Source organism: Kitasatospora albolonga, assembly GCF_039535905.1.
Classification (GTDB): Bacteria; Actinomycetota; Actinomycetes; order Streptomycetales; family Streptomycetaceae; genus Kitasatospora; species Kitasatospora albolonga.
The window spans coordinates 37,863-63,466 of sequence record NZ_BAAAYB010000149.1; the positions used below are offsets into that span (position 1 = coordinate 37,863).

A 25,604-nucleotide genomic window follows, 5' to 3' on the forward strand; every position below is an offset into this window, starting at 1 on the left:
TCAGCCCTCCTGGGCGGTGTCGTCGGTGGCCGGGGCGTCGGCGGGGGCGGCGGGCAGCTCCTTGGTGAAGCGCACCTGGCCGTCCTCGGTCTCGGGGCGGCGCAGCACGGTGACGGCGCCGGAGACGGTGTTCACCTGGAGCCGGCCGGTGCCGGAGCCGAGCTGGCCGGAGAGCTTGCGGGTGCCCCAGCTGCCGCCGAGGGTCAACTCCTCGAAGGTGCTGGAGAGTTCGCCGCCGGTGGTGCCGGCCTCCACCTTGGCGTCGGCCTGCGAGGGCAGCCGGACGGCGACCGGGCCGCTGACCGTGGCCACGTGCAGGTCGGTCGGGGTGGTGGCGTCCAGGTCCAGGGTGACGGAGCCGCTGACCGACTTGGCGTGCAGCTTCTCGCCACTGCCGGCCACCACGGTGAGGTGCCCGGAGACGGTGTGGACCTTCAGCTCGCCGGCCACCGACTGGGCGTTGACGTCGCCGGTCACCGAGTTCACGTCGGCCCGGCCGCGCAGGCCGACCAGGGTGGTCTCGCCGCTGGCGCCCTGCACGCCGACCCGGCCGGCCACGCCGGAGACGGTGGTGTCGGCGGAGACCGAGCCGACCTTCACCTCGGCGGCGGCCGGGACGGTCAGCGAGACCACCGCGCGGCGCTTGCGGCGCAGGCCCTCGAAGAAGCTCTTCACCTTCTCGACCGACTTGGCCGACTCCGTCAGCTCGCTCCAGGAGAGGTCCTTGTAGGTGACCGTGAGGACGCCGTCCTCCAGCGAGACCAGCAGCGGGTCCCCTTCGAGCTCGGTGACCTCCAGGCGGGCCGGGCCCTCGGCGGCGACCACGTTCACCGCGCCGGCCACCACCCGGACCTGGAGCACGTTCACCGGCTCCTCGAAGCTGATCTTCTCCGGCCCCTCGACCGTCCACTTGCCCATGGTTCCGTCCCGCCTCCCGTTGTCGGATACGCGATGTATCGCGTCCCCCTGAACAACACGATATATCGCGTGGAAGTGAAGTCAAGGACGCCTCGGGCGGTCTCAGGGGCTTCTCGGGGTTCACCCCGAGGAAGCGCTACGGGCCCGGGCGGCCGTAGCCGTCCGGGCCCGTAGGGGTCCCGCTGGAGACCCGCGGGTCAGTCCTCGTCCTCGTCGTCGAGCCGGGCCAGCCAGGTGGCCAGCCGCTCGACCGGGACCTCGAAGTCCGGGTTGAGGTCGACGAACTCGCGCAGCCGGTCGGCCAGCCACTCGAAGCTGACCTCCTCCTCGCCGCGACGGTTCTGCAGCTCCTCGATGCCTCGGTCGGTGAAGTACACGCTCTGCTCCGGTCGCTCGTGGTGTGACCGGGACAGGATAGTCCTCAGCCCTGGTGCCGGTAGTAGGTGACCGAGCAGGTGGCCATGCCGTCGGTGTCGCCCAGCGCCACCGTGCGCAGCACCGCGACCGAGCCGGTCTCCCGGTCCCGCACGCAGAACGACCGGCCGGCCGGCACCTGTTCGAACTTCACCGGCCCGGTGCCCGGCGCGCTCTCGATCCCGGCCACGCAGGCCAGGACGGTCAGCCGGGCCCCGTCGTGCGGCAGGTAGACGTCCGAGCCGGAGCTCACCCGGAACTCCGGGCCCGCGGTGGAGACCGCCCAGGAGGAGGAGTTGGCCGGGACCACGGTGCCGTCGTTCAGGTCGAAGTCGAAGGAGCCGTTCGGCGGGATGGTCAACTGCCGGTCCCGGTAACCGATCCGGAACGGACCGGTGGGCTCGTCCGGATCCGGCCAGAGCGCGACCGCGCCCAGCAGCACCGCCGCCAGGGCCACCGAGCCGACCAGCAGCGCCCGGCGGCGGCCGGACGCCGCCCGGGGCGGGGCGGGCCGGACCGGGGGCGGCGGCAGGAGCGGCGGGGGCGGCACGGCGGGCGGCGGCAGCACGGGCCGCGGCGGGGCCGGCACCGGTGCGGTGGCGGGCGCGGTCGGCACCGGCCCGGCGACCGGTCCGGTGTGCGTCCCGGTGTGTGGTCCGGTGTGCGGTTCGGGCGGTGGCCACGAGGCCGTCCCGGTGTCCGGCCCGGCCGGAGCGGACGGGCCGGTGGGCAGCGGGAGTTCGGCCCGCCGACGGAGCGCCAGGGTGACCGGGTCCGGCAGCCAGTGCCCGGTGAAGCGCAACTCGCCGCCCACCAGCGGGTGTTCGCGGGCGGCCCGGACCAGCTCGGCCGGCCCGGGCCGGTCCTCGGCCCGCTTGGCCAGGCAGGCGGTCACCAACTCCCGCAGGGCGTCCGGCACTCCGGCCAGTGCGGGCGGCTCGTGCACCACCCGGTAGAGCACCGCGGTGTCCGGACCGTCCCCGAACGGCAGCACCCCGCCGCTGACGTACGCCAGCAGCGCGCCGAGCGCGAACACGTCGGTGGCGGGGGAGACCGGCTGCCCCCGGATCTGCTCCGGGGCCATGTAGGGCGGCGAGCCGATGGTCGAGCCGGAGTCGGTCAGCACGGTGGCGTGCGCGGCCCGGGCGATGCCGAAGTCGATCACCCGGGGGCCGTCCACCGCCATCAGCACGTTGGCCGGCTTGAGGTCCCGGTGCACCACCTCGACCAGGTGGATCGCCTGGAGCGCCTCGGCGATCCCGCCGAGCAGCAGCAGCGCCGTCCGGGCCGGCAGCGCGCCGTGCTCCCGGACCACCTCCTGGAGCGAGGGCCCCGGTACGTAGGCGGTCGCCAGCCAGGGCAGCTCCTCGTCCTCCCCGGCGTCCACCACCTGCGCGGTGTACAGGCCGTGGATCCGCCGGGCGTTGGCCACCTCGTGCCGGAACCGGCGGCGGAACTCCGGATCGGCGGCCAGCCGCCGCCGCACCACCTTGACCGCGACCGGCCGCCCGCCCGGCGTGTAGCCCAGGTAGACCCGCCCCATGCCGCCGGCCCCCAGCCGGGCCGCCAGGCGGTACCCGCCCACCTCCGACGGGTCCTCCGGCTCCAACGGCCGGAACACCGGGTCCGTGGTCATGTCCTCGCTCCCCCCGCACCGACATCGGTGGGACGAACATACGGCAGCACCGCTCGGCCCGGCAGGGGAACGACCGCGGGCCCCGCCCGCCGCCGGAGCGGTGGACGGGGCCCGGGTACGGACCGACGCGGCGTCAGAGGGTGAAGATCTCCTCCAGCAGCGCCTGCTGCTCGGCGGCGTGCCGCTTGGCCGAGCCGACCGCCGGGGCGGAGGACGCGGTGCGGGCGACGCGGCGCAGGCGGGCGCCGTTGGCGGAGCGGCCGATGACGACCTGGAGGTGGTCGACCAGGTTCATGGCGATGAACGGCCACGCACCCTGGTTGGCCGGCTCCTCCTGGGCCCAGACGAACTGGACGTTCTCGCCGTAGCGGGCCAGCTCCTCCTGGAGCTCGGCGACCGGGAGCGGGTAGAGCCGCTCCACCCGGACGATGGCGGTGTCGGTGATCCCGCGCTCGGCCCGGGCGGCCTCGACGTCGTAGTAGAACTTGCCCGCCGTGATGACCACCTTGCGGACGTTGGCCGGGTCGACGGTGGTGTCACCGATGACCGGGCGGAACGAACCGCTGAGGAACTCGCTGGTGGCGGACGCCGCGGCCTTCAGGCGCAGCATCGACTTCGGGGTGAAGACGATGAGCGGCTTGTGGTGCGGGTTGTGCGCCTGCCAGCGGAGCAGGTGGAAGTAGTTCGACGGCAGGGTCGGCATGGCGACCGTCATGTTGTCCTGCGCGCACATCTGGAGGAAGCGCTCCGGGCGGGCGGACGAGTGGTCCGGGCCCTGGCCCTCGTAGCCGTGCGGCAGCAGCAGGGTGACGCCGGAGTGCTGGCCCCACTTCTGCTCGGCCGAGGCGATGTACTCGTCGACCATGGTCTGCGCGCCGTTGACGAAGTCGCCGAACTGCGCCTCCCACATCACCAGCGCGTTCGGCCGGGTGAGGGAGTAGCCGTACTCGAAGCCCATCGCCGCGTACTCGCTGAGCAGCGAGTCGTAGACGGTGTAACGGGCCTGGTCCTCCGTCAGGTACAGCAGCGGGGTGTAGTCCTCGCCGGTGTTCCGGTCGATCAGCACCGCGTGGCGCTGGCCGAAGGTGCCGCGGCGCGAGTCCTGGCCGGCCAGGCGGACGGGGTGACCCTCCATCAGCAGCGAGCCGATGGCGAGGGTCTCGCCCATCGCCCAGTCGATGGTGTTGTCCTCGACCGAGGCGGCGCGGCGCTGCAGCTGCGGGAAGAGCCGCGGGTGGACGGTCAGCCACTCCGGCAGGTTGACCTGCGAGGCGGCGATCCGCTTCACCATCTCCTCGGAGATGCCGGTCTGGATGTTGACCGGGAAGTCGGCGACCGGCTTGCCGGCGGTGGCGCCCGACTGGGCACCGGCGGCGTCCCGGACCTCGGAGAAGACCTTCTCCAGCTGGCCCTGGAAGTCCTGGAGCGCCTGCTCCGCCTCTTCCATGGTGATGTCGCCGCGACCGATCAGGCCCTCGGTGTAGAGCTTGCGCACCGAGCGCTTCTTGTCGATCAGGTCGTACATCAGCGGCTGGGTGAACGACGGGTTGTCGGCCTCGTTGTGACCGCGGCGGCGGTAGCAGATGAGGTCGATGACGACGTCCTTGTGGAACGCCTGGCGGAACTCGAAGGCCAGCCGCGCGACGCGGACCACGGCCTCCGGGTCGTCGCCGTTCACGTGGAAGATCGGGGCCTCGATCATCCGGGCCACGTCGGTGCAGTACATCGACGAGCGGCTGCTGGCCGGGGCGGCGGTGAAGCCGACCTGGTTGTTGACCACCAGGTGGATGGTGCCACCGGTGCGGTAGCCGCGCAGCTGCGACATGTTCAGGGTCTCCGCGACCACGCCCTGGCCGGCGAAGGCCGCGTCGCCGTGGATCTGGATCGGCAGCACCGGGAAGGTGGTGCCGCCCTGGTCCAGCACGTCCTGCTTGGCGCGGACGATGCCCTCGACCACCGGGTCGACGGCCTCCAGGTGCGAGGGGTTGGCGGCCAGCGAGACCTTGATGGTCTCCCCGTCCAGACCGGTGAAGGTGCCCTCGGAGCCCAGGTGGTACTTGACGTCGCCGGAGCCGTGCATCGACTTCGGGTCGAGGTTGCCCTCGAACTCGCCGAAGATCTTGCCGTACGGCTTGCCGACGATGTTGGCCAGCACGTTCAGGCGGCCGCGGTGGGCCATGCCGATGACGGCCTCGTCGAGGCGGTGCTCGGCGGCGGCGTCGATGGTCGCGTCCAGCAGCGGGATCAGCGACTCACCGCCCTCCAGGGAGAACCGCTTCTGCCCGACGTACTTGGTCTGCAGGAAGGTCTCGAAGGCCTCGGCCGAGTTCAGCCGGCGCAGGATGCGCAGCTGCTCCTCGCGCTCGGGCTTGGTGTACGGCTTCTCCAGGCGCTCCTGCAGCCACTTGCGCTGCTTCGGGTCCTGGATGTGCATGTACTCGATGCCGACCGTGCGGCAGTAGGTGTTGCGCAGCAGGCCGAGGATGTCGCGGAGCTTCATCATCTTCTGGCCGCCGAAGCCGCCGACCGCGAACTCGCGCTCCAGGTCCCACAGGGTGAGGCCGTGGTTGGTGACGTCCAGGTCGGGGTGCTTGCGCTGCTTGTACTCCAGCGGGTCGGTGTCGGCCATCAGGTGGCCGCGGACCCGGTAGGAGTGGATCAGCTCGATGACGCGCGCGGTCTTGTTGACCTCGTCGTCGTGGGTGGTGGCGACGTCGGTCGCCCAGCGCACCGGCTCGTACGGGATCCGCAGCGACTCGAAGACCTCGTCGTAGAAGTCGTTCCCGCCCAGCAGCAGCTGGTGGATCGACCGCAGGAACTCACCCGAACCGGCGCCCTGGATGACGCGGTGGTCGTAGGTGGAGGTCAGCGTCATGGTCTTGGAGACGCCGAGGCGGGCCAGCGTCTCCGGGGCGGAGCCCTGGAACTCGGCCGGGTACTCCATGGCGCCGACGCCGACGATGGTGCCCTGGTTCTGCATCAGGCGCGGCACGGAGTGCACGGTGCCGATGCCGCCGGGGTTGGTCAGCGAGACGGTGACGCCGGTGAAGTCGTCCATCGTCAGCTTGTTGGCGCGGGCCCGGCGGACGATGTCCTCGTAGGCCTGCCAGAAGCCCAGGAAGTCGAGGGTCTCGGCCTTCTTGATGGCCGCGACCACCAGCTGGCGGTCGCCGTTCGGCTTGACCAGGTCGATGGCGAGGCCCAGGTTCACGTGCTCGGGCTTCACCAGGTAGGACTTGCCGTCCTCCACCTTGTAGCTGTAGTTCATGCCCGGGTTGGCCTTGACGGCCTGGACCAGGGCGTAGCCGATCAGGTGGGTGAAGGAGACCTTGCCGCCACGGGCGCGCTGCAGGTGGTTGTTGATGACGATGCGGTTGTCGATCAACAGCTTCGCCGGGACGGCGCGGACCGAGGTCGCGGTCGGCACCTCCAGCGAGGCGTCCATGTTGGTGGCGACGGCCTTCGCCGGACCACGCAGCACGAGCAGCTCGGGGCCGGTCCCGTCGGCGGCGGGCGCGGGGGCCGGGGCGGCGGCCTTCGGCGCGGGCGGCGCGGCGGGTGCTGCGGCGAGCGGCGCGGGCGCCGGCTGGACCGGCGCGGCCGGTGCAGCGGGGGCGGGCGTCGCCGGAACGGCAGCAGGGGCAGGGGCGGCAACGGCGGTCGGCGTGGGGCCGACCTGGGTCGCGGCCTGGGTCACTGGAGTCACCTCGGTACCGGGCTTGTAGTCGGCGAAAAAGTCCCACCAGGCTCGGTCGACCGAGTTGGGATCCTGGAGGTACTGCTGGTAGATCTCGTCGACGAGCCACTCGTTGGGGCCGAAGCCAGTGGAGCTTGCCGAGCTGACGGGGGTTTCAGGGTGTGGCGACACGGGCAAACCGCCCTCTTCCGCTTCCTTTTGGGATGGTGGACAGCGGGGATTAAGGCTACGCCTACGATCACTGATCGCGCAGTCCCCCTGGGCCAGGCGTCACCCAGATCACAGTGCCGACCGGTTATTTGGCCGAAAATGTGCGTTAGAAAGTTCCAACCCCGGGGAAGCGATCGCCTCCCGAACGGGTGGAAATCCCCTCCAAGCAGGACAATACCGCAGGTCAGCGCGGTGCGGTCCGATCTGACGCAGTCCCGACCGCCGCGGCAATGTCCCAGTTCTGTGACAACTCGGCGGTAGCCGCCGGGCCGCCCGGCAGGGTGACCACGATCCGGCAGCCCCGGGCCGCCTCCGCGACCCCGATCCGGCCGCCGTGCAGGTCCACCGCCCAGCGGGCGATGGCCAGGCCCAGACCGGTGCCGCCGTCGGAGCCCGGGCCCTGGGAGGTGGCGGTGCCGCTGCGGCCGAAGCGCTCGAAGACCCGGTCGCGGTCCTGCGCCGGGATGCCGGGGCCCTGGTCCTCGACCTCCAGCACCAGTGCGCCGGACTCGTCCCCGGCCCTGGCCCGGACGGTGACCGTCCCGCCGGCGGGGGAGTGCTTGCAGGCGTTGTCGACCAGGTTGGCCACCACCTGGTGCAGCCGCTCCGGGTCGGCCCAGCCGGTCAGCCCCGCCGGGCTGACGTCCAGGGCCAGGTGGACGTCGTCGCGCCGCCCGTGGGCGCCGGCCGCGGTGGCGCCGTCGACGGTCACCCCGCGCAGCACGCCGTCCAGAAAGGGGCTGACCTCGAAGGGGCGGGTGTCCAGCGGCACCACGCCGTCGTCCAGTTTGGAGAGGTCGAGCAGGTGGGTGACCAGCCGGCCCAGCCGCTCGGTCTGCTCCAGCGCGGCGCCCAGCGTCCGGGGGTCCGGCTTCACCACGCCGTCCACCACGTTCTCCAGCACGGCGCGCAGGGCGGCGATCGGCGTGCGCAGCTCGTGCGAGACGTTCGCGACCAGCTCCCTGCGGTGGCGGTCGGCCGCCTCCAGGTCGCCGGCCATCCGGTTGAAGGTCTCGGCGAGCTCGCCGATCTCGTCCCGCGAGTTCACCTCGACCCGGATGCTGTAGTCGCCCTCGGCCATCGCCCTGGCGGCCGCGGTCATGTCGCGCAGCGGCGCGGTGAGGCCGTGCGCCAGGAACTGCATGAAGAGCAGCGAGGCGATCATCGAGAAGATCATGATGATCCGGATCTGGGTCTCGGACCGGATCGCGACCACCACCATCAGGCTGGCCAGGAAGACCGAGACGATCACCAGCAGGGTGAGCTTGCCCTTGATCGATCGGACCGGGTCCAGCGGACGCACGTCGTCCCAGAGCCGGCTGGCGGCCCGGCTGGCCAGGCCCCGGTGGTCGCCGTCGTGGTGCTGTGCCGCGCGCTTGCGCTGTTGTGGGAAGGTCATCTCGCCCTCGCGTCCTGCCCGCTGACTCCGTACGGGTGCGGCGGAGCCAGGACCCCCCGGTCCCGGCCTTGCCGTCCTCCCGGTCAGGAGAGCGGTGCCTCCAGGGCGTACCCGACGCCGTGGACGGTGCGGATCCAGCTGGCGCCGATCTTCCGGCGCAGCGCCTTGACGTGGCTGTCCACGGTGCGGGTGCCGGACGCGTCGGTCCAGTCCCAGACCTCGGCCAGCAGCTGCTCGCGGGTGAGCACCGCGCGCGGCTGGGCGGCCAGGCAGGCCAGCAGGTCGAACTCGGTCGGCGTCAGGTGGACGTCACCGGTGCCGATCCGGACCCGGCGCTGCACGTGGTCGATCTCCAGGTCCCCGAAGCGCAGGCTGCCCAGCGCGGGCGTCCGGGCGGCCTGCTGGGCCCGCTCGACCCGGCGCAGCAGCACGTTGACCCGGGCGGCCAGTTCGCGCATCGAGAACGGCTTCGTCATGTAGTCGTCGGCACCGACCCCGAGGCCGACCAGCAGGTCGGTCTCGTCGTCACGGGCCGTCAGCATCAGCACCGGCACCGGGCGCTGGGCCTGGATCCGCCGGCAGACCTCCAGGCCGTCGAAGCCGGGCAGCATCACGTCCAGCACCACCAGGTCCGGCTGCCAGGTGTGGAAGCCGTCCACCGCGCCGGGGCCGTCGTGCGCCACCGCCACCTTGAAGCCCTCGGCCCCGAGCCGGGCCGCGATGGACTCGGCGATGGTGGGCTCGTCCTCCACGACGAGCACCCGTCGCTGGGTGCCCACCGCGCTGTTGTTGTTGGTCTCCTGCTGAATCTCTGTCACGGTCACGCCACCGCCCCCAGGGCTGCGGCCCGGCTGCCTGTGGGGACAGCGGGGTCCGCTCGTAGTCGTCTTGTGTTCCGTCGGCGGGCCCGTGCCGGGGCCCGAAAAGCACCCGGACCGTCCGCCGAGGTCACGGGCTCCCGGAAGGGTGCGCAGGTGTGGTCCGCGCATCCGTTCCGCTCTGGTCGCAGCGTACGTACACCGCGAGCATCCCGGCAGGTGAACCGGGCACAACCGGCCTGTTGACCGGCCTCGCCCCGGGCCCGGGATGCGGCACGGGGCGATACCTTACCCGCCGAAAATATCGCCCGTAACGGTGCGTATGCCGTTGAAGGGATGGCAGACTCCTGGGCGGGTTCGCTACTGGTCCGTAGGCGTAGGGCTGGTCCGGACCAACGGCGGGCAGGGTTCGAACCGAGCTCACAGCGGATTCACAGGAGGCTCCCAGTACGGGGAAGTACCGTGGGCGTTCTGCGAAGTACCGTGAGCACGACAAGTCACATGGTGGCACGAGTGGACCGGAGGGCGGAATGGCTGATCTCCGGCTCCGGCTGCGCGCCCGGCTGCGGAGCGTGCTCCCCACGCCCCGCCGCAACCCCTTCGCGCTCGGGTACCTCGCACTGCTGCTCGGCACCACGCTGTTCGCCCGCTTCGGCGATCCGGCGGTCGTCGACCGGCTGCAGGCGTTCTCCAGCTCGGACGCCCACAACCTGCTGGACCACCCCGTCGGCTCCCTGCTGCTGAGCGGGACGTGGGTGGCCGGGCCGGTCTGGATGCCGTACTTCTGGGCCTTCGCCGTCACCGTGGCGCCGCTGGAGCGGCGGGTCGGCGGTCGGCGGGCGGCGGCGGTCTTCGTGGCCGGGCACGTGCTCGCGACGCTGCTCTCGCAGGCGGTGGTGCTGGTGGTCGTCGCGGCCGGGCGGTTGGACGGCGCGGCGCTCGACGGCCTGGACATCGGTGTGAGCTACGGCGTGTTGGCGTCCCTCGGGGCGCTCGCCGGTCTTCTCGCGCTCCCCGGGCGTCTGTGCGCGCTGGGTGCGGCCGGCGCCCTGATCGGTCATCAACTCCTGGACGACGCCGACCTCGTGACCGGTGTCGGCCACCCGGCGGCCCTGCTCGTGGGCGTAGCCCTCTGGCCCTGGCTGCGCCGCACCACCGGCCCGGGGCACCTCGCCCTGCGGCGGCTGGAGCCCTCGGAGGCCTGAGCCCGGGGCCGACGGACGTGGCAGCGCCACCGGGGGGACGCGAGCGTGGCTGCGCCACCGGGGGCGCGAGGAACTGCGCGCAGGGGAACGGCACCGCCTGCAACTGGCTCGCGTGCCCCGATCTCACGCTGGTCCGCCTTCCGTTCTCGCGCAGTTCCCCGCGCCCCCGGAGGGGTGGCCACTCACGTCGGGGACGGCGGCGCGTGCAACTGGCTCGTGTGCCCCGATCTCACGCTGGTCCGCCTTCCGTTCTCGCGCAGTTCCCCGCGCCCCCGGAGGGGCGGCCGCTTGCCTCAGGGGAGCTGGTGGCGGCGGGCGAGTTCGGCGAAGACGGGGCCGGTGGCGGCGGAGAGGCGGACGGGGCCTCGGGTGGCGGTGGCGCAGTCGCCGTCGGGGGTCTCCAGGAGGGTGGGCGGGCTCCAGGGGCCGGGGAGGGCGGCGCAGGCGGCCAGCAGGGCGGCGCGGACGTCCGTGGTGTCGAGCCAGGTGGGCCGGACCACGGCGGTGGGTCCGTGCGGGGCGCGGCCGGTGGTGACGGTGGCGTCGGGGGCGAGGGCGTCGACCAGTTCGCGGGCGAGCCGCTCGGCCAAGGCGGTGGCCGACGGGTCGTCGGGGTCCGCGGACCCGACGGTGACCAGCAGCCAGAGCGAGAGGTGGTCGATCAGCTCGCGGACGGCGTCCGCCGTCGTCGCCCCGGCCGGGCCGGGCTGCTCCGGCGCGGCCGGGTCGCGGCCCAGCTCGGCGTAGAGCAGTGGCCGCCCGTCGGCGTCGTCGAGCCGGGCGAAGGGTTCGCCGTCCCAGACCTCCAGGCTGGCCAGGTCGAGGCCGAGCTCGGCGGCCGGCCCCGCCAGGACGGTGCGCAGGGCCTGCTCGGTGGTGCCGCCCGGGTGCGGGGCGGCGAGCAGCAGCCCGTCCGCGTCCTCGGTGAGGGCCCGGTTGCGGAGGGCGGCGGGAAGCCTGCGGGGCTCCGGGAGGTTGACCCGGATGCCGAACTCGGTGGGCTGGATATCCACGTCCGGCACTCTGGCGCACCGCCCCCGCCTGGGGCAATGCCCTGATCGCTCAGAGCGAACAAGCTCCGGGGAACATTGGCGGCTCACCGAACCTTAGTCAGGTCAACTCAACTTCACTGACTGGGGAGAGATCATGGCATCGACGTCCACTCCGCTCACCCTGCCCGTGCTCCCCCTCGACGACGAGGTCGTGCTCCCCGGCATGGTGGTCCCGCTGGACCTGAAGGACTCCGAGGTCCGCGCCGTCGTGGACGCCGCCCGGGCCGCCGTCTCCGGCGGGGCCAAGCCGCAGGTGCTGCTGGTGCCGCGGCTGGACGGCACCTACGCCTCGGTCGGCACGCTGGCCACCGTCGAGCAGGTCGGCCGGCTCTCGGACGGTGACCCGGCGGCGCTGGTCCGCGCGGTCCGACGGGTCCGGATCGGTGCCGGGACGACCGGCCCCGGTGCGGCGCTCTGGGTGGAGACCAGCACCTTCCACGAGTCGGACGCCGGGCTGCCGGTGGCCGGCCGGGCGGCCGAGCTGGTGAAGGAGTACAAGGCGCTCTCCACCCACTGGCTGCGCAAGCGCGGCGCCTGGCAGGTGGTCGACCGGGTCTCGCAGATCGACAAGGTCGGCGAGCTGGCGGACAACATCGGGTACGCCCCCTTCGTCACCGCCGAGCAGAAGCTCAAGGTGCTGCTGGAGTCCGACCAGCTGGCCCGCCTGGAGTACGCGCTGGTCCTGCTCCGCGAGCACCTCGCGGAGGAGGAGGTCAACGACACCATCCGCAAGGACGTCGAGGAGGGTGTGGCCAAGCAGCAGAAGGAGTTCCTGCTGCGCCGTCAGCTGGAGGCGGTCCGCAAGGAGCTGGCCGAGCTGAACGGGGACCCGGCCGACGAGGAGGGCGACTACCGGGCCCGGGTCGAGGCGGCCGAGCTGCCGGAGAAGGTCCGGGAGGCCGCGCTCAAGGAGGTCGACAAGCTGGAGCGCTCCTCCGACCAGTCGCCCGAGGGCTCCTGGATCCGCACCTGGCTGGACACCGTCCTCGAACTGCCGTGGAACGTGCGGACGGAGGACTCCTACGACATCAACGGCGCCCGCGCGGTGCTGGACGCGGACCACGCGGGCCTGGCGGACGTGAAGGACCGGATCGTGGAGTACCTGGCCGTGCGCAAGCGGCGCGCGGACCAGGGGCTGGGGCAGATCGGCGGCCGGCGCGGCGGTGCGGTGCTGGCCCTGGTCGGGCCGCCCGGCGTCGGCAAGACCTCGCTCGGCGAGTCGGTCGCCCGGGCCATGGGCCGGGAGTTCGTCCGGGTGGCGCTCGGCGGCGTGCGGGACGAGGCGGAGATCCGCGGGCACCGGCGCACCTACGTCGGCGCGCTGCCCGGCCGGATCGTCCGGGCGATCAAGGAGGCCGGGTCGATGAACCCGGTGGTCCTGCTGGACGAGATCGACAAGGTCGGCTCCGACTACCGGGGCGACCCGGCGGCCGCCCTGCTCGAGGTGCTCGACCCGGCGCAGAACCACACCTTCCGCGACCACTACCTGGAGGTCGAGCTCGACCTCTCCGACGTGGTCTTCCTGGCCACCGCCAACGTGCTGGAGTCCATCCCCGATCCGCTGCTCGACCGGATGGAGCTGGTCCGCCTGGACGGCTACACCGAGGACGAGAAGGTCACCATCGCCCGCGACCACCTGCTGCCCCGTCAGCTGGAGCGGGCCGGCCTCAGGCCCGAGGACGTGACCGTCGGCGAGGACGCGCTGCGCAAGCTCGCGGGGGAGTACACCCGTGAGGCGGGCGTGCGCACCCTGGAGCGCTCGGTGGCCCGGATCCTGCGGAAAGTCGCGGCCGAAGCCGAGCTTGGGGCGCGAGAGCTCCCCGCCGCCATCGGAGCCGAGGACCTGCGGGCGCTGATCGGCCGGCCGCACCACACCCCGGAGGCGGCCCAGGAGCCGGCCGAGCGGCGCACCGCCGTCCCCGGCGTCTCCACCGGCCTCGCCGTCACCGGCGCCGGCGGCGACGTCCTCTACATCGAGGCCTCGCTCGCCGATCCGGAGACCGGCTCCACCGGCCTCACCCTGACGGGCCAGCTGGGCGACGTGATGAAGGAGTCCGCGCACATCGCGCTCTCCTACCTGCGCTCGCGCGGCGCCGAGCTGGAGCTGCCGGTCACCGGGCTGCGGGAGCGCGGCATCCACCTGCACGTCCCGGCGGGCGCCGTCCCCAAGGACGGCCCGAGCGCCGGCATCACCATGACCACGGCGCTGGCCTCGCTGCTCTCCGGGCGGAGGGTCCGCCCCGAGGTCGCGATGACGGGTGAGGTCTCGCTGACCGGGCGGGTGCTGCCGGTCGGCGGCATCAAGCAGAAGCTGCTGGCGGCCGACCGCGCCGGGATCACCACGGTGATCATCTCCAAGCGGAACGAGCCCGACCTGGACGACCTGCCGGGCGAGGTGCTGGAGCGGCTCACCGTGCACACGGTCTCGGACGTGCGGGAGGTGCTGGAGCTGGCGTTGGAGCCGGCGGCGGTGCCGGTCTCGGTCTGAGGATGTATCAGGCCCGGCAGGGCGGAGGTGGTGCCCTGCCGGGTCCCGCAGCGGGGTGCAGCTGGCTGGGTTGCCCTCAGTCGGCGAGAGGGTCTTCCGCTTCGCGCAGTTCCTCGCGCCCCTGGATGCCCCTGGCGGGGCACCAGGGGCGCGGCCCGTACCGTGAGACGGGTCTTGTGTGACGGTCCGTCAGCACGGCAGGATCCCCCGCATGGACCGCCACACGCACCTGAGCCGTCGACTCGCCGTCGACCTGGCCCGTGCGTCCTCGGCCATCTGTCACCGCGCGCTCTGATCCGCGCGGTGCCCTCCCGCCCGGCCGATCGCCGGGCTCCTCTCACGTCCCACCGGGCGGAGTGCACCCCTGTCGTGCCCCTCCTCCCGGAAACGGACCCCCATGCGCCTGCGCACCCGCGCCGCCGTGCTCGTCACCGCCGCGCTGCTGCTCTCCGCCCAAGCCCCGGCCCACGCGGCCGCCGAGCCGTACGCCCCGCTCCCGCCGGTCAACCCGTACGCGGGCCCGCCCGGGACCGCGACCATGCACGGCGACACCGGTTCCTCGGACGCCACCCCGCTGCCCGGACCGGGCGCGGGCAGCGTCGGCTCGCACCGGACGGCGCTGGCCTCGGCCTGCCCGACCGTGCTGGTCGGCGCCGACGGCCTCCCGGTGGCCCTGTGCACCGAGATCTTCGGCCGGGCTCCCACCGTCCACCTGCTCGACCCGTCCGACGGCCGCTCGCTGACCGAGCTGACCCTCGCCAAGGGCTCGCTGCTCGGCGGGGTGTACGCGTACCTGGACCACCGTGACCGGCTGGTCGTGGTGGACGGCAACCGCGACCTGCTGCGGATCGGCCACCGCCGCACGGCCTCCGGCGGCTGGCAGCTGACCGTGGACTCCCGCCTCCCGCTGGCCGGGGCCGTCCCGGACGGCGACGCGGTGACCGGCCTGTCGCCGGACTGGCAGGGCCGGGTCTGGTTCGCCACCGGCGGCGGCGTGGTCGGCACCGCCGACGACGGGAACACCGGCGCCGTCCGCACCCTGGCCCTCCCGGCCGGCGAGACGATCGCCAACTCCATCTCCACCGCTCCCGAGGGCGCGGCGGTCACCACCACCCACGCCACCTACCTGCTCACCGCCCGCCCGGACGGGACCCCCGAGGTGCGCTGGCGCCGGCCGTACGACCGGGGCCCGGGCCGCAAGCCCGGCCAGCTCAGCTGGGGCAGCGGCTCCACCCCGACCTTCTTCGGCCCGCGCACCGGCACGGACTACCTGACCGTGGTCGACAACGCGGCCCCGACCGTCAACCTGCTGGTCCACCGGACCTCCGACGGCGGGCTGGTCTGCTCCGTCCCGGTGCTCAGGGCCGGCGGCAGCGGCAGCGAGAACTCCCCGGTGGCGGTGGGCAACGCGGTCTTCGTGGCCAGCACCTACGGCTACCCGTACCCGGCCCTGCCGGACGGCGCCGGGCCCAGCGTGCCCTCCTCCGGCGCCTTCCGCGGCGGCCTCAGCCGGGTGGACGTACGGGCCGACGGCAGCGGCTGCGACCTGCGCTGGGACAACCGCACCCGGTCCGCCGCGGTGCCCCGGCTCTCCACCGCCGACGGGCTGCTGCGCACGGTGCTGCGCGAACCGGTGATCCCCGGCACCGACGGCACCTCGGCGCTCGACCCGTACCGCTACGCGGAGATCGACCCGGAGACCGGCCGCACCGTGCGGACGGCGTACCTCGGGGCCGGCTTCCTCTTCGACACGCTGCAGATGGTGGGGTCGATCGCGCCCGGCCGGGTGGTCCTCCAGGGCACCACCACGGGCGTGCTGCGGATCGCGGTGGAGTAGTCGTTCCCGGGCGGACGGTCCGAGTACCCGTGCCCCGGGGCGGCGTGCGAGACTGCCGAAATGCCGTCACCCACGCAACGGGCTCTGTCCCGAGTCCCGCACCGGGCGCGACCGTTCCTGGTCAAGCACCGCAAGCTGGTGAAGTTCCTGCTCGTGGGCGGGACCTGCTTCCTGCTCACCCTGGTGATCAACCTCAGCCTGAGGGCCACCGTCCTGAGCGCCAAGCCGGTGGCCGCGCTGACCATCGCGACCCTGATCGCCACCGTGGTCTCGTACCTGCTGAACCGGCAGTGGTCGTTCCGCGCGTACGGGCACAAGCGCGAGGCGGTGCTGTTCTTCGTGGTCAGCGGTCTGGCCATCGTGGTGAACAGCCTTCCGCTGGCGTTCTCCCAGTACGTGCTGGACCTGCGGGAACCGCACATCTCGAAGTTCGGCGAGGACGTCGCGGACTTCCTCAGCGGCATGATCGTCGGCACCCTGCTGGCGATGGTCTTCCGTTACTGGGCGATGGCCAGGTTCGTCTTCACCGACCGTCTGGACACCCGGTCGGAGCAACAGCCGGAGCCCGAGCGGGTCTGACCCGCCCGTCGTCCTCGGAAGCCCGGCCCCGTCCCGCGGGGGCCGGGCTTCCGCCGTCCGGGCCGGGCCCGGTCAGATCCAGCCCTTCTCCTTGGCCAGCAGCCCGGCCTGGAAGCGGTTGGCGGCGCCCAGGCGCTGCATCAGGTCGGCGATGTAGCGGCGGAAGGTGCGCAGCGAGACGCCCATCTCGCGGGCGGCCGCCTCGTCCTTGTCGGTGCGCGCCAGCACGTCCAGGACGCGCCGCTCCAGCGGGCCGAGCGGGGCCGGGGCGGGGGTCTCGGTGGTGGCGGCGGGGAGCTCGCGGCCGCTCGACCAGACCTGCTCGAACCAGGCGACCGTGTTCGCCACCACGCCGGCCTGACGGATCACCAGGGTGGCCCGGAGGTAGTCGTCCGGGTCCACCGGGACCATCGCGGTGCTGCGGTCCCAGACCACCATCCGCCGGATCGCCTGGTCGGTGGCGCGGACCTCGGCGCCGTGCGCGACCAGCTCGCGCAGGTAGGCCAGGGTGTCCGGGTCGGCGAGCGCCTCGGGGCCGGCCACGGTGCGCCAGCGGATGCCGCGGCGCAGCATCCGCAGGTCGGACTCGCGGGCCTGGGCGATGCTCTCCGGCTGCCAGCGGTTCGGCAGCAGGGCCATCAGCTCGCGGAAGGTGAAGAAGCCCAGCTCGGTGAGGCGTTCGCGGATGGCGTCCACCCCGTCGACCCGCTCGATGTCGCCGACCGGCGTCTCGGCCAGGCCGTGCTTGTGCTCCTCGGCCAGCGCCGGGATGGCCTTGCGGGCGGCGGCCACCTGGTCCCCGGCGAGCTTGAGCGCGCCGAGCTCCCGCTCCACCAGCCACTCCACGGCCACGGCCGGGTCGGAGACCAGCACGGTGTGCCGGTCGGAGACCCGGAGCAGTCCCTTGTCCTGAAGCTCCGTCAGGGCCCCGGCCAGTGCGGCCGGTTCGAGCCCGAAGGAGGCGGCGGCCTCCTCGGTGTCGTGCCCCGGATGTCTCAGGAAGTAGCGGTAAAGCCTCAGTTGGTCATCGGACACGCCAAGTGCGGTCAGACCCGACATTGTTCCCCGTCCCCCGTCGAGCGTGGCAACAAGCTGTCACCCCTTGCCACTTCTGACACTAGATCATCTTTCCCGCCCCCAGCAGGCTGGGGCATGCCCAAGATCCTCACCCCCTCCACCACCGCCACGGCCGAAGCCGTCCGGCTGGCCTCCGTGACCAAGGTGTACGGCCGCGGCGCCGCCGCCGTGCACGCGCTGCGCGGGGTCACCGTCGACATCCCGCGCGGCAGCTTCACGGCGGTGATGGGGCCGTCCGGCTCCGGCAAGAGCACCTTCCTGCACTGCGCGGCCGGCCTGGACCGGCCCACCGGGGGCGCCGTGACGCTGGGCGGCACCGACTTGGCCGGGCTGGACGAGACGGCGCTGACCCACCTGCGCCGGGACCGGATCGGCTTCGTCTTCCAGGCCTTCAACCTGCTGCCCTCGCTGACGGTCCTGCAGAACATCACGCTGCCGCTGCTGCTGGCGGGCCGCAAGCCCGACCGGGAGTGGCTGGAGCGGATCGTCGAGCGGGTCGGCCTCGCGGGCCGCACCGGGCACCGCCCGGCCGAGCTCTCCGGCGGCCAGCAGCAGCGGGTGGCCATCGCCCGGGCGCTGGTGACCAGGCCGGAGGTGGTCTTCGGGGACGAGCCGACCGGCGCGCTGGACACCATGACGGCCAAGGAGGTGCTCGGACTGCTGCGCCAGACCGTGGACGAGCTGGGCCAGACCGTGGTCATGGTGACCCACGACCCGGTGGCCGCCGGGTACGCCGACACCGTGCTGTTCCTGGCCGACGGCGACGTGGTGGACGCGATGCCCGCGCCCACCGCCGACCGGGTGGCCGAGCGGATGAGCCGGCTGGGGGCGTGGGCCTGATGTTCACCCTCGCGCTCTCCACCCTGCGCGCCCGCAAGGGCGCCTTCGTCGGGGCCTTCGTCGCCCTGTTCTGCGCCGCCGCGCTGGTCACCGCCTGCGCCGCGCTGCTGGAGACCGGCCTGCGCGGCCGGATCCCGACCGAGCGCTACGCCGGCACCCCGGTGCTGGTGACGGCGGATCAGGAGGTGCACTGGACCTCGGAGAAGAAGGGCAAGACCAAGGAGAAGGCCAAGCCGCTGACCGAGCGGGCCTGGCTGGACGCCGGGCTCACCGAGCGGCTGGCGGCCCTCCCCGGGGTGCGCGCCGCCGTCCCCGAACTCACCTTCCCGGCCCACCTGGTGGCCCCCGACGGCAGGGTCCGGCCGGGCGCCTCCTGGGGGCACGCCTGGGACTCCGCCGCACTGACCCCGTACGCGCTGCGCGAGGGCCGGGCCCCGGCCGCCGCGAACGAGCTGGTGGTGGACGCCGCCGCCGGGCAGCCGGTGGGCGCCACCGTCACCGTGCAGTCCACCGGCGCGCCCGCCGCGTACACGGTGGTCGGTGTCGCGGCCCCGCAGGGCCGGGTCGAGCGCCAGTCCTCGCTGTTCTTCGCCGCCGCCGAGGCCCGCCGGCTGGCGGGGCACCAGGGCCGGGTCGCCGTGGTCGGCCTGCTGACCGCCCCGGGGGCCGACCCGGCTGCCGTTCGGCGCGGCGCCGAGGCGGCGCTGGCGGGCACCACCGCCAAGGTGCGCACCGGGGACGAGCGCGGCCCGGTGGAGTTCCTGGACGCGGGCAAGGCCCGGGTCAGCCTGGTCAGCCTGGGCGCGGCGATGGGCGGCACCTCGCTGCTGGTCGCGCTGCTGGTGGTCACCGGTACCTTCGCGCTCTCCGTGCAGCAGCGCGCCCGGGAGCTGGCGCTGCTGAGGGCGGTCGGGGCGACGCCCCGTCAGCTGCGCCGGATGGTGGGCCGGGAGGCGCTGGTGGTCGGTCTGCTGGCCGGGGTGCCGGGGGCGCTGGCCGGGCTGCTGCTGGCGGGCTGGATGCACGGCCGCTTCGTCGCGGTCGGCGCGCTGCCGGACACCCTGGAGCTCACGCTCAGTGCCTTCCCGCCGCTGCTGGCCGTCCCGGCCACGCTGCTGGCGGCCTGGGGCGCGGCCCGGGCCTCGGCCCGCCGCCCGGCCCGGGTGCACCCGACCGAGGGCCTGGCCGAGGCCGCGCAGCCCAAGCCCGGCATCGGCGCCGGCCGGCTGGCCGCCGGCCTGCTGCTGGCGGCCGGGTACGGGGCGCTGGTGTACGTGCTGAGCGGTCTGCGCACCGAGGCCGCCGCCACCCCGGTGACCTTCCTGAGCGTGATCCTGGCCGCCGCCGCGATCGCCCTGCTGGGCCCGCTGGTGACCAGGGTGGCCACCTTCCTGCTGGGCCGGGCCGCCCGGCTGGCCGCACCCGCGGCGGGCTTCCTGGCCGAGCAGAACACCCGGGCGAACGCCAAGCGGCTGGCCGCCGTGGTCACCCCGCTGAGCCTGGCGGTGGCGATGGCCTCCACCATCCTGTTCACCCAGACCACGGCCTCCCACGCGGCCCGCGAGCAGGCCGTGGCCGGGACCAGCGCGCCGTACGTGCTGGCCGCCGCGGGGCCGGGCGTGCCCGGGGCGGCGGCCGAGGCGGTCCGCCGGGTGCCGGGGGTGCAGGCGGTGACCGAGGTGCTGCGCACCTCGGTGCGGGCCGGGCAGGACAAGTTCCCGGCCCAGGGCGTCACCCCGCAGGGCCTGGCCCGCACCCTGGACCCGCAGGTGGGCGCGGGGTCGCTGGACGCGATGGCCGAGGACACCGTGGCGGTCAGCGAGCTGGCCGCCGAGGTCAAGGGCGTCACGGTGGGGGACCGGCTGGAGGTGACCCTCGGGGACGGCACCGCCGCCCCGCTGCGGGTGGTCGCGGTCTACCACCGCGGTCTGGGCTTCGGGGACCTGCTGCTGCCCCGCGGTCTGGTCGCCGCGCACGTGGACGTCCCGCTGGCCTCCTCGGTCCTGGTGGCGGGCACCGCCGACCGGGCCGCGCTGGCCGCCGCCGTCCGGCCGTTCCCCGCGGTGCGGGTGCTGGACCGGGCCCAGGTGGATGCCGCCCGGGAGGCCCAGGCGGGCACCCAGGCGCAGGTCAACTACGTGGCGATGGGCCTGATCATCGCCTTCACCGGCATCGCGGTGGTGAACACCCTGGTGATGGCGACCGCCGCCCGGCGCCGTGAGTTCGCGATGCTGCGGCTGATCGGCACGACGGCCCGTCAGGTCCGGGCGATGCTCCGCTGGGAGACCCTGACGGTGGTGCTGCTCGCGGTGGCGCTCGGCACGGCGGTGGCGGCCCTGACGCTGGGCGCTTACAGCGCCGGCATGACCGGCTCGGGCACCCCGTACGCCCCGCCGCTGACCTGGCTCGGCGTGGTCGGCACGGCCGCCCTGCTGGCCTTCGCGGCCACCGCGCTGCCCGCCCGGGCCGCGCTGCGGGCCCACCCGGCGGACGCGATCGGCGCCCGGGAGTAGCAACGGCGGCGGGGCCGCACCGGGAGGGCTTCCTCCGGTGCGGCCCCGCCGCCGTGCTGACGGACGGTCAGGCCGTGGCCTGCTCCGCGCCGCGGTCCGTGCCCAGCGCCGGGATCCGCTCCCGGCCGACCCGCGGGCGGCGGACCACCGCGACCATCGTGACGGCCACGCCGACCACGGCCCAGGCCACCAGGACCAGCAGCGGGACCAGCACGTTGGTGGAGCCGAGGTAGGCGATCGAGCGGGCCACGTCGGTGCCGGCCCCGTTGGGGATCCAGGAGCCGATGGCCCGCCAGAACGGCGGCATCATCGGCGGCGGGAAGACGCCGCCCGCGCTCGGGTTGCCGAGCACCACGAAGATCAGCACCGCCACGCCGATGCCGACGATGTCGAACAGGCACTGCAGCGCCATGGTGATCGCCCCGACCGCGAACACCACCAGGCTCCCCAGGCCGATCAGCGCCCAGCTGGAGCCGGGCAGCGCGTTCAGCACCGGGCCGATGATGACGGCGCCGCCGACGCCGGCCGCCACCGAGTAGAGCGCCAGGGTGCCGAGCCGGATCACCGCGCGCCGGGCGTTGGCCGGGCGGGATCCGGCCGAGATGCCGAGGATCGAGGCGACCAGGTAGCCGCCGACGCACCAGCCGATCACCAGGTAGAAGGAGGAGAGCCCCTCCGCGTCGCCCGCGGCCAGCGGGATGACGTCCTCCACCTTCACGGTGCGGCCCTGGGTCTGGTCGACGGCGGTGACGATCTTCTCGGCGGCCGTGGCGGCGGCCGGGCCGCGGGCGTCGGCGACCAGCAGGGTGTCCTGGGTCGAGGCCGGGTCGAAGATCCAGGCCGCGTAGACCTTCTGATCGCGGATCAGGTCCTCGGCCGCGGCCCGGTCGGCGGCGGTGGTGGCCCGCACGGCGTCGTCGGGCACCTGCTCCAGCGCGCCGACCAGCTTGGGGCTGACCTGCGGCGGGGCGACCACGGCGATGGAGAGCTCGTGCGGGGTGGGGTGGTGCAGCGCGCCGACGTACGAGGTGATGAATCCGAGCTGGAGCAGTAGCACCCCGAGGACGAGCAGGAAGGCGCGCGGGGTGACCGCGTCCTTGAGCTCGGTCGCGAAGCCGCGGCGGGCCTGGTCGGCCATCGAACCTCTCCTATCGCAAAGACGGGCAAAACGGATACTTCATATCATGAAACAGTTGCCGTTCGGGGGGAGGCGCGACTGCGGGATACTGCTGCCATGGGAGCGAGTACGGCTGACGGGGTGGCGGCGGAGGCGGCGTTGGTCGCCGTGGAGCGCGAGATCGCCGTGCTGTTCCGGCGCGGCCGGGCCCGGGCGGCGGAGATGTCCCGCCAGGTGCACCCGGCGCTGGAGGGGGTCGCCTACAGCATGCTCGGCTTCGTGCTGGAGTCCGGGCAGGTCCGGCTGACCGACATCGGACTGCACTTCGGGGTCGGCAAGCCGACCATCAGCCGCCAGGTGAAGGTGCTGGAGGAGCTCGGCCTGGTCACCCGGGAGACCGATCCGCTGGACCGGCGCTCCTCGCTGGTCTCGCTCACCGAGGACGGCGCCGCCCGCTACCTGGCCGCCCGCAGCGGCCGGCTGGACCGCTTCCGGCTGATGCTGGACGGCTGGGAGCCCGAGGACCTGGCGCAGCTGGGAGCCCTGCTCGGCCGCCTGAACGACGCCCTGGGCGAGCCCAAGCTCGGCTGACCTGACGTACTGCCCCGGCGGTGGCCGGGAATCGCCGTCGTTGGTTGCCTGACACAACCATCGCGTCCTATGGTTGCCCGAGGCAACGAATCTCAGGCCTAAGGACCCCCATGAGCACAGCTTCCGACCCTGCCCCCATGAGCCACCGTCAGGTACTGGAAGCCCTCTCCGGGCTCCTGCTCGGCCTGTTCGTGGCGGTGCTCTCCTCCACGGTGGTGGCCAACGCCCTGCCGCACATCCTGCACGACCTGCACGGCGGCCAGACCGCCTACACCTGGGTGGTCACCGGCGCGCTGCTCTCGCTCACCGCCGCCACCCCGATCTGGGGCAAGCTCTCCGACCTGGTCAGCCCCAAGAAGCTGGTGCAGGCCGCGCTGGTGATCTACATCGTCTCCTCGGCGCTGGCCGGGCTCTCCCAGAACACCGGCCAGCTGATCGCCTGCCGGGTGCTCCAGGGCATCGGCGCCGGCGGCGTCACCGCACTGGCCCAGATCTGCCTGGCCGCCATGGTGCCGCCGCGCGAGCGCGGCCGGTACAGCGGTTACTTCGGCGCCGTCTTCGCGCTGGCCACCATCGGCGGCCCGCTGATCGGCGGCGTGATCGTGGACACCGACTGGCTCGGCTGGCGCTGGTGCTTCTACCTGGGCATCCCGTTCTCGCTGATCGCCATCGTGGTGCTGCAGCGCACCCTGCGGCTGCCCGTGGTGAAGCGCGAGGCCAAGATCGACTACCTCGGTGCGGTGCTGATCACCGGCGCGGTCAGCCTCCTGATGATCTGGATCACGCTGGCCGGGGACAGCTACCCCTGGCTCTCCTGGCAGACCGCCGCCATGGTCGGCGGCGGGCTGGTGCTGGCCGGGCTGTTCGTGTGGGCGGAGAGCCGGGCCGCCGAGCCGATCGTGCCGCTGGACCTGTTCCGGCACCGCACCGTCACGCTGGCCTCGATCGCCAGCGTGCTGGTCGGCATCGGGATGTACGGCGCCACCACCTTCCTCAGCCAGTACTTCCAGCTGGCCCGGAAGGAGTCCCCGACCATGGCCGGGCTGCTCACCCTGCCGATGATCCTCGGCCTGGCCCTGTCCTCCACTGTGGCGGGCAAGCTGATCACCCGTTACGGCCGCTGGAAGGCCTACCTGGTGGCCGGGGCGGGCCTGCTCACCCTCGGCTTCGCGCTGCTCGGCACCGTCCGGGACGACAGCCCGTACGGGCTGCTGGCGGTCGGGATGGCGGTGACCGGCGTCGGTCTCGGCCTGACCATGCAGAACCTGGTGCTCGCCGTGCAGAACACCGTGCCCCGGCACGAGCTCGGCACCGCCAGCTCCACCGTCACCTTCTTCCGCACCATGGGCGGCGCGATGGGCGTCTCCGCGCTCGGCGCGCTGCTCTCCCACCAGGTGTCGAAGCACCTGAACGAGAGCCTGGCCGCCGCCCACCTGCCGGCCGGGGCGACCGGCGGCGGCATCCCGGACCTCAAGGCGCTGCCCGCCCAGGTGGTCCCGATGGTCACCGACGCCTTCGGCCGCGGCGTGGCCACCGTCTTCCTGATCGCGGCGCCGTTCGCCCTGCTGGCCTTCCTGGTGGTGCTGATGATCCGTGAGGTCCCGCTGCGCACCACCCAGCAGGACGCCCCGGCCGGGGCCGCCGCCCCCGAGCCCGCCCGGAACTGACGGAGCGTACGACGAAGCCCCCGGGTCCGTTGGCGGACGGACCCGGGGGCTTCGTGCCGTTCCTGGCGGCTAGCCCGCGATCAGGTAGAGGCCGTAGCCGACCACCGAGGCGCAGGCCGCGAAGCAGAGGCCGGCGGCGCCCAGCGCCACGGTGCCCTTGCCGGAGCCGGCCGCGCCGGACTCCAGGGCGGCCTCGCGGCGGGAGAGCGCCACGATGCCCAGGGAGAAGACCAGCACGGTGGCCACGGTGACCGCGAAGCTGATGCCGGCGGTCTCGGCCAGGGCGGCCCACTTGATGCTCATGCTCATGGTTCGGTCCCTTCCGGACTCAGGCGGCGACGGTGGTCGCGGCGGGGGTGGTGGGCTGGGTCACGGGGACCTCGACCGGGGTGACGTCGTTGACGTTGCCGGCGTGCACCGGCTGGCGGCGGGAGATCAGGTACATCGCGCCGGAGCCGACCACCAGGGCCGCGCCGACCAGCAGGACGCCCCAGGTGCCCTGGTCCGCCAGGAAGGCGGCCACGCCGCCGACCGCGGCGGCGGCCGGCAGGGTCAGGCCCCAGGTGTAGACCATGCGACGGGCCATGCCCCAGTTGACCTCGGCCTTCGGGCCGCCGAGGCCGGCGCCCATGATGCCGCCGGAGCAGACCTGGGTGGTGGAGAGGCCGTAGCCCATGTGGGTGGAGGTCAGGATGACCGTGGTGGCGGCGGTCTCGGCGGCGAAGCCCTGCGGCGCCTGGATGTCGGTCAGGCCCTTGCCCATCGAGCGGATGATGCGCCAGCCGCCCATGTAGGTGCCGATCGCGATGGCCGCACCGGCCGAGACGATGACCCAGGTGGGGGGCAGCGCGCCCTTGGGCAGCGCGCCGGCGGAGACCAGGGTCAGGGTGATGATGCCCATGGTCTTCTGCGCGTCGTTGGTGCCGTGGGCCAGCGAGACCAGCGAGGCGGAGGCGATCTGCCCGGCCTTGAAGCCCTTCTCGGTGCTCTTGGCCTTGCCGCCGCGGGTGATCCGGTAGGCGAGCTTGGTGGCGCCCCAGGCGGCCAGGCCGGCCACGATCGGGGAGGCCACGGCCGGGATCAGGATCTTGGAGACCACGGTGCCGAAGTTGACGCCGTTGAGGCCGACACCGACCACGGTGGCGCCGATCAGGCCGCCGTACAGGGCGTGCGAGGAGCTGGACGGCAGGCCCTTGAGCCAGGTCAGGAGGTTCCACAGGATCGCGCCGACCAGGGCCGCGAAGATGATCGACGGTTGGATGCCCGCCTTCTCGTTCACGATGCCACCGGAGATGGTGGTGGCGACCTTCACCGAGAGGAAGGCCCCGGCGAAGTTGAGGACGGCCGCGATGGTGACGGCGACCTTCGGACGGAGGGCTCCCGTGGCGATGGAGGTGGCCATCGCGTTGGCGGTGTCGTGGAAGCCGTTGGTGAAGTCGAAGGCGAGCGCCGTGATGATCACAACGGCCACCAGGAACGTGATGTGTTCCATAACCCAAACAATCGTCGTAGTTGTCGTACTGACGCTGGTGTCACGGGCGACCGT

The 25,604-nt window shown here is 73.3% G+C and carries 18 protein-coding genes and 1 pseudogene; 8 read left to right on the plus strand and 11 right to left on the minus strand.

The window, feature by feature from the left end:
• The 6 genes from ABD946_RS36660 to ABD946_RS36685 all read right to left on the minus strand — a co-directional run bounded on the left by ABD946_RS36660 (position 1) and on the right by ABD946_RS36685 (position 9,092).
• Positions 1 to 918, minus strand: coding sequence for a DUF4097 family beta strand repeat-containing protein (locus ABD946_RS36660; protein WP_345290038.1), 918 nt, complete (start codon positions 916 to 918; stop codon positions 1 to 3).
• 197 nt (positions 919 to 1,115) lie between these two features.
• Entirely contained in the window at positions 1,116 to 1,295 is a 180-nt protein-coding gene (locus ABD946_RS36665; RefSeq protein ID WP_345290039.1) for a DUF6104 family protein, read from the minus strand.
• 44 nt (positions 1,296 to 1,339) lie between these two features.
• A complete protein-coding gene (locus ABD946_RS36670; protein WP_345290040.1) occupies positions 1,340 to 2,968 on the minus strand; it encodes a serine/threonine-protein kinase in 1,629 nt (542 codons plus the stop codon).
• 133 nt (positions 2,969 to 3,101) lie between these two features.
• Entirely contained in the window at positions 3,102 to 6,836 is a 3,735-nt protein-coding gene (locus ABD946_RS36675) for a multifunctional oxoglutarate decarboxylase/oxoglutarate dehydrogenase thiamine pyrophosphate-binding subunit/dihydrolipoyllysine-residue succinyltransferase subunit (RefSeq protein ID WP_345290042.1), read from the minus strand.
• A 223-nt stretch (positions 6,837 to 7,059) separates the two neighbouring features.
• A complete protein-coding gene (locus tag ABD946_RS36680) occupies positions 7,060 to 8,274 on the minus strand; it encodes a sensor histidine kinase (RefSeq protein WP_345290043.1) in 1,215 nt (404 codons plus the stop codon).
• A gap of 83 nt (positions 8,275 to 8,357) precedes the next feature.
• A complete protein-coding gene (locus ABD946_RS36685) occupies positions 8,358 to 9,092 on the minus strand; it encodes a response regulator transcription factor (protein ID WP_345290044.1) in 735 nt (244 codons plus the stop codon).
• Positions 9,093 to 9,622: 530 nt separating this feature from the next.
• On the opposite strand from ABD946_RS36685, the gene ABD946_RS36690 reads away from it, so the two are divergent.
• On the plus strand, positions 9,623 to 10,297 hold the full coding sequence (locus tag ABD946_RS36690) for a rhomboid-like protein (protein WP_345290045.1): 675 nt from the start codon (positions 9,623 to 9,625) through the stop codon (positions 10,295 to 10,297).
• A gap of 293 nt (positions 10,298 to 10,590) precedes the next feature.
• Here ABD946_RS36690 and ABD946_RS36695 read toward each other — a convergent pair whose 3' ends face one another.
• A complete protein-coding gene (locus tag ABD946_RS36695) occupies positions 10,591 to 11,310 on the minus strand; it encodes a hypothetical protein (protein WP_345290047.1) in 720 nt (239 codons plus the stop codon).
• 133 nt (positions 11,311 to 11,443) lie between these two features.
• Between ABD946_RS36695 and lon the strand changes: the two genes are divergently transcribed.
• From lon to ABD946_RS36710, 3 genes are all read left to right on the plus strand, one after another.
• Positions 11,444 to 13,837, plus strand: a complete 2,394-nt coding sequence (gene lon / locus ABD946_RS36700; protein WP_345290048.1) for an endopeptidase La — start codon at positions 11,444 to 11,446, stop codon at positions 13,835 to 13,837.
• 397 nt (positions 13,838 to 14,234) lie between these two features.
• Positions 14,235 to 15,674 (plus strand): hypothetical protein, encoded by a 1,440-nt coding sequence (locus ABD946_RS36705; protein ID WP_345290049.1) that lies wholly within the window; start codon positions 14,235 to 14,237, stop codon positions 15,672 to 15,674.
• 138 nt (positions 15,675 to 15,812) lie between these two features.
• Positions 15,813 to 16,253, plus strand: a complete 441-nt coding sequence (locus ABD946_RS36710; protein ID WP_345290050.1) for a GtrA family protein — start codon at positions 15,813 to 15,815, stop codon at positions 16,251 to 16,253.
• Positions 16,254 to 16,325: 72 nt separating this feature from the next.
• Here the strand turns inward: ABD946_RS36710 and ABD946_RS36715 are convergent, their stop codons facing one another.
• Complete coding sequence (locus tag ABD946_RS36715) at positions 16,326 to 17,288, minus strand: helix-turn-helix transcriptional regulator (RefSeq protein WP_345290052.1); 963 nt, start codon at positions 17,286 to 17,288, stop codon at positions 16,326 to 16,328.
• 117 nt (positions 17,289 to 17,405) lie between these two features.
• Here ABD946_RS36715 and ABD946_RS36720 point away from each other — a divergent pair, with 117 nt between their 5' ends.
• Both ABD946_RS36720 and ABD946_RS36725 read left to right on the plus strand, forming a co-directional pair.
• Positions 17,406 to 18,170: an ABC transporter ATP-binding protein gene (locus ABD946_RS36720; protein ID WP_345290053.1), complete on the plus strand. Its 765-nt coding sequence runs from the start codon at positions 17,406 to 17,408 to the stop codon at positions 18,168 to 18,170.
• On the plus strand, positions 18,170 to 20,683 hold the full coding sequence (locus ABD946_RS36725; protein WP_345290055.1) for an ABC transporter permease: 2,514 nt from the start codon (positions 18,170 to 18,172) through the stop codon (positions 20,681 to 20,683). The genes ABD946_RS36720 and ABD946_RS36725 overlap by 1 nt, the downstream gene beginning before the upstream one ends.
• Before the next feature lie 67 nt (positions 20,684 to 20,750).
• Here ABD946_RS36725 and ABD946_RS36730 read toward each other — a convergent pair whose 3' ends face one another.
• Positions 20,751 to 21,821: an ABC transporter permease gene (locus tag ABD946_RS36730; RefSeq protein WP_345290056.1), complete on the minus strand. Its 1,071-nt coding sequence runs from the start codon at positions 21,819 to 21,821 to the stop codon at positions 20,751 to 20,753.
• Positions 21,822 to 21,917: 96 nt separating this feature from the next.
• On the opposite strand from ABD946_RS36730, the gene ABD946_RS36735 reads away from it, so the two are divergent.
• Both ABD946_RS36735 and ABD946_RS36740 read left to right on the plus strand, forming a co-directional pair.
• Entirely contained in the window at positions 21,918 to 22,391 is a 474-nt protein-coding gene (locus tag ABD946_RS36735) for a MarR family winged helix-turn-helix transcriptional regulator (RefSeq protein ID WP_345290057.1), read from the plus strand.
• A gap of 137 nt (positions 22,392 to 22,528) precedes the next feature.
• Positions 22,529 to 24,049 (plus strand): annotated as a pseudogene (locus ABD946_RS36740) (MDR family MFS transporter); the annotation flags it as partial.
• 78 nt (positions 24,050 to 24,127) lie between these two features.
• On the opposite strand, the gene ABD946_RS36745 reads toward ABD946_RS36740, so the two are convergent.
• Both ABD946_RS36745 and ABD946_RS36750 read right to left on the minus strand, forming a co-directional pair.
• Positions 24,128 to 24,367, minus strand: a complete 240-nt coding sequence (locus tag ABD946_RS36745; RefSeq protein WP_380150126.1) for a hypothetical protein — start codon at positions 24,365 to 24,367, stop codon at positions 24,128 to 24,130.
• A 19-nt stretch (positions 24,368 to 24,386) separates the two neighbouring features.
• Complete coding sequence (locus tag ABD946_RS36750; RefSeq protein ID WP_345290060.1) at positions 24,387 to 25,550, minus strand: inorganic phosphate transporter; 1,164 nt, start codon at positions 25,548 to 25,550, stop codon at positions 24,387 to 24,389.
• Positions 25,551 to 25,604 lie beyond the last annotated feature (54 nt).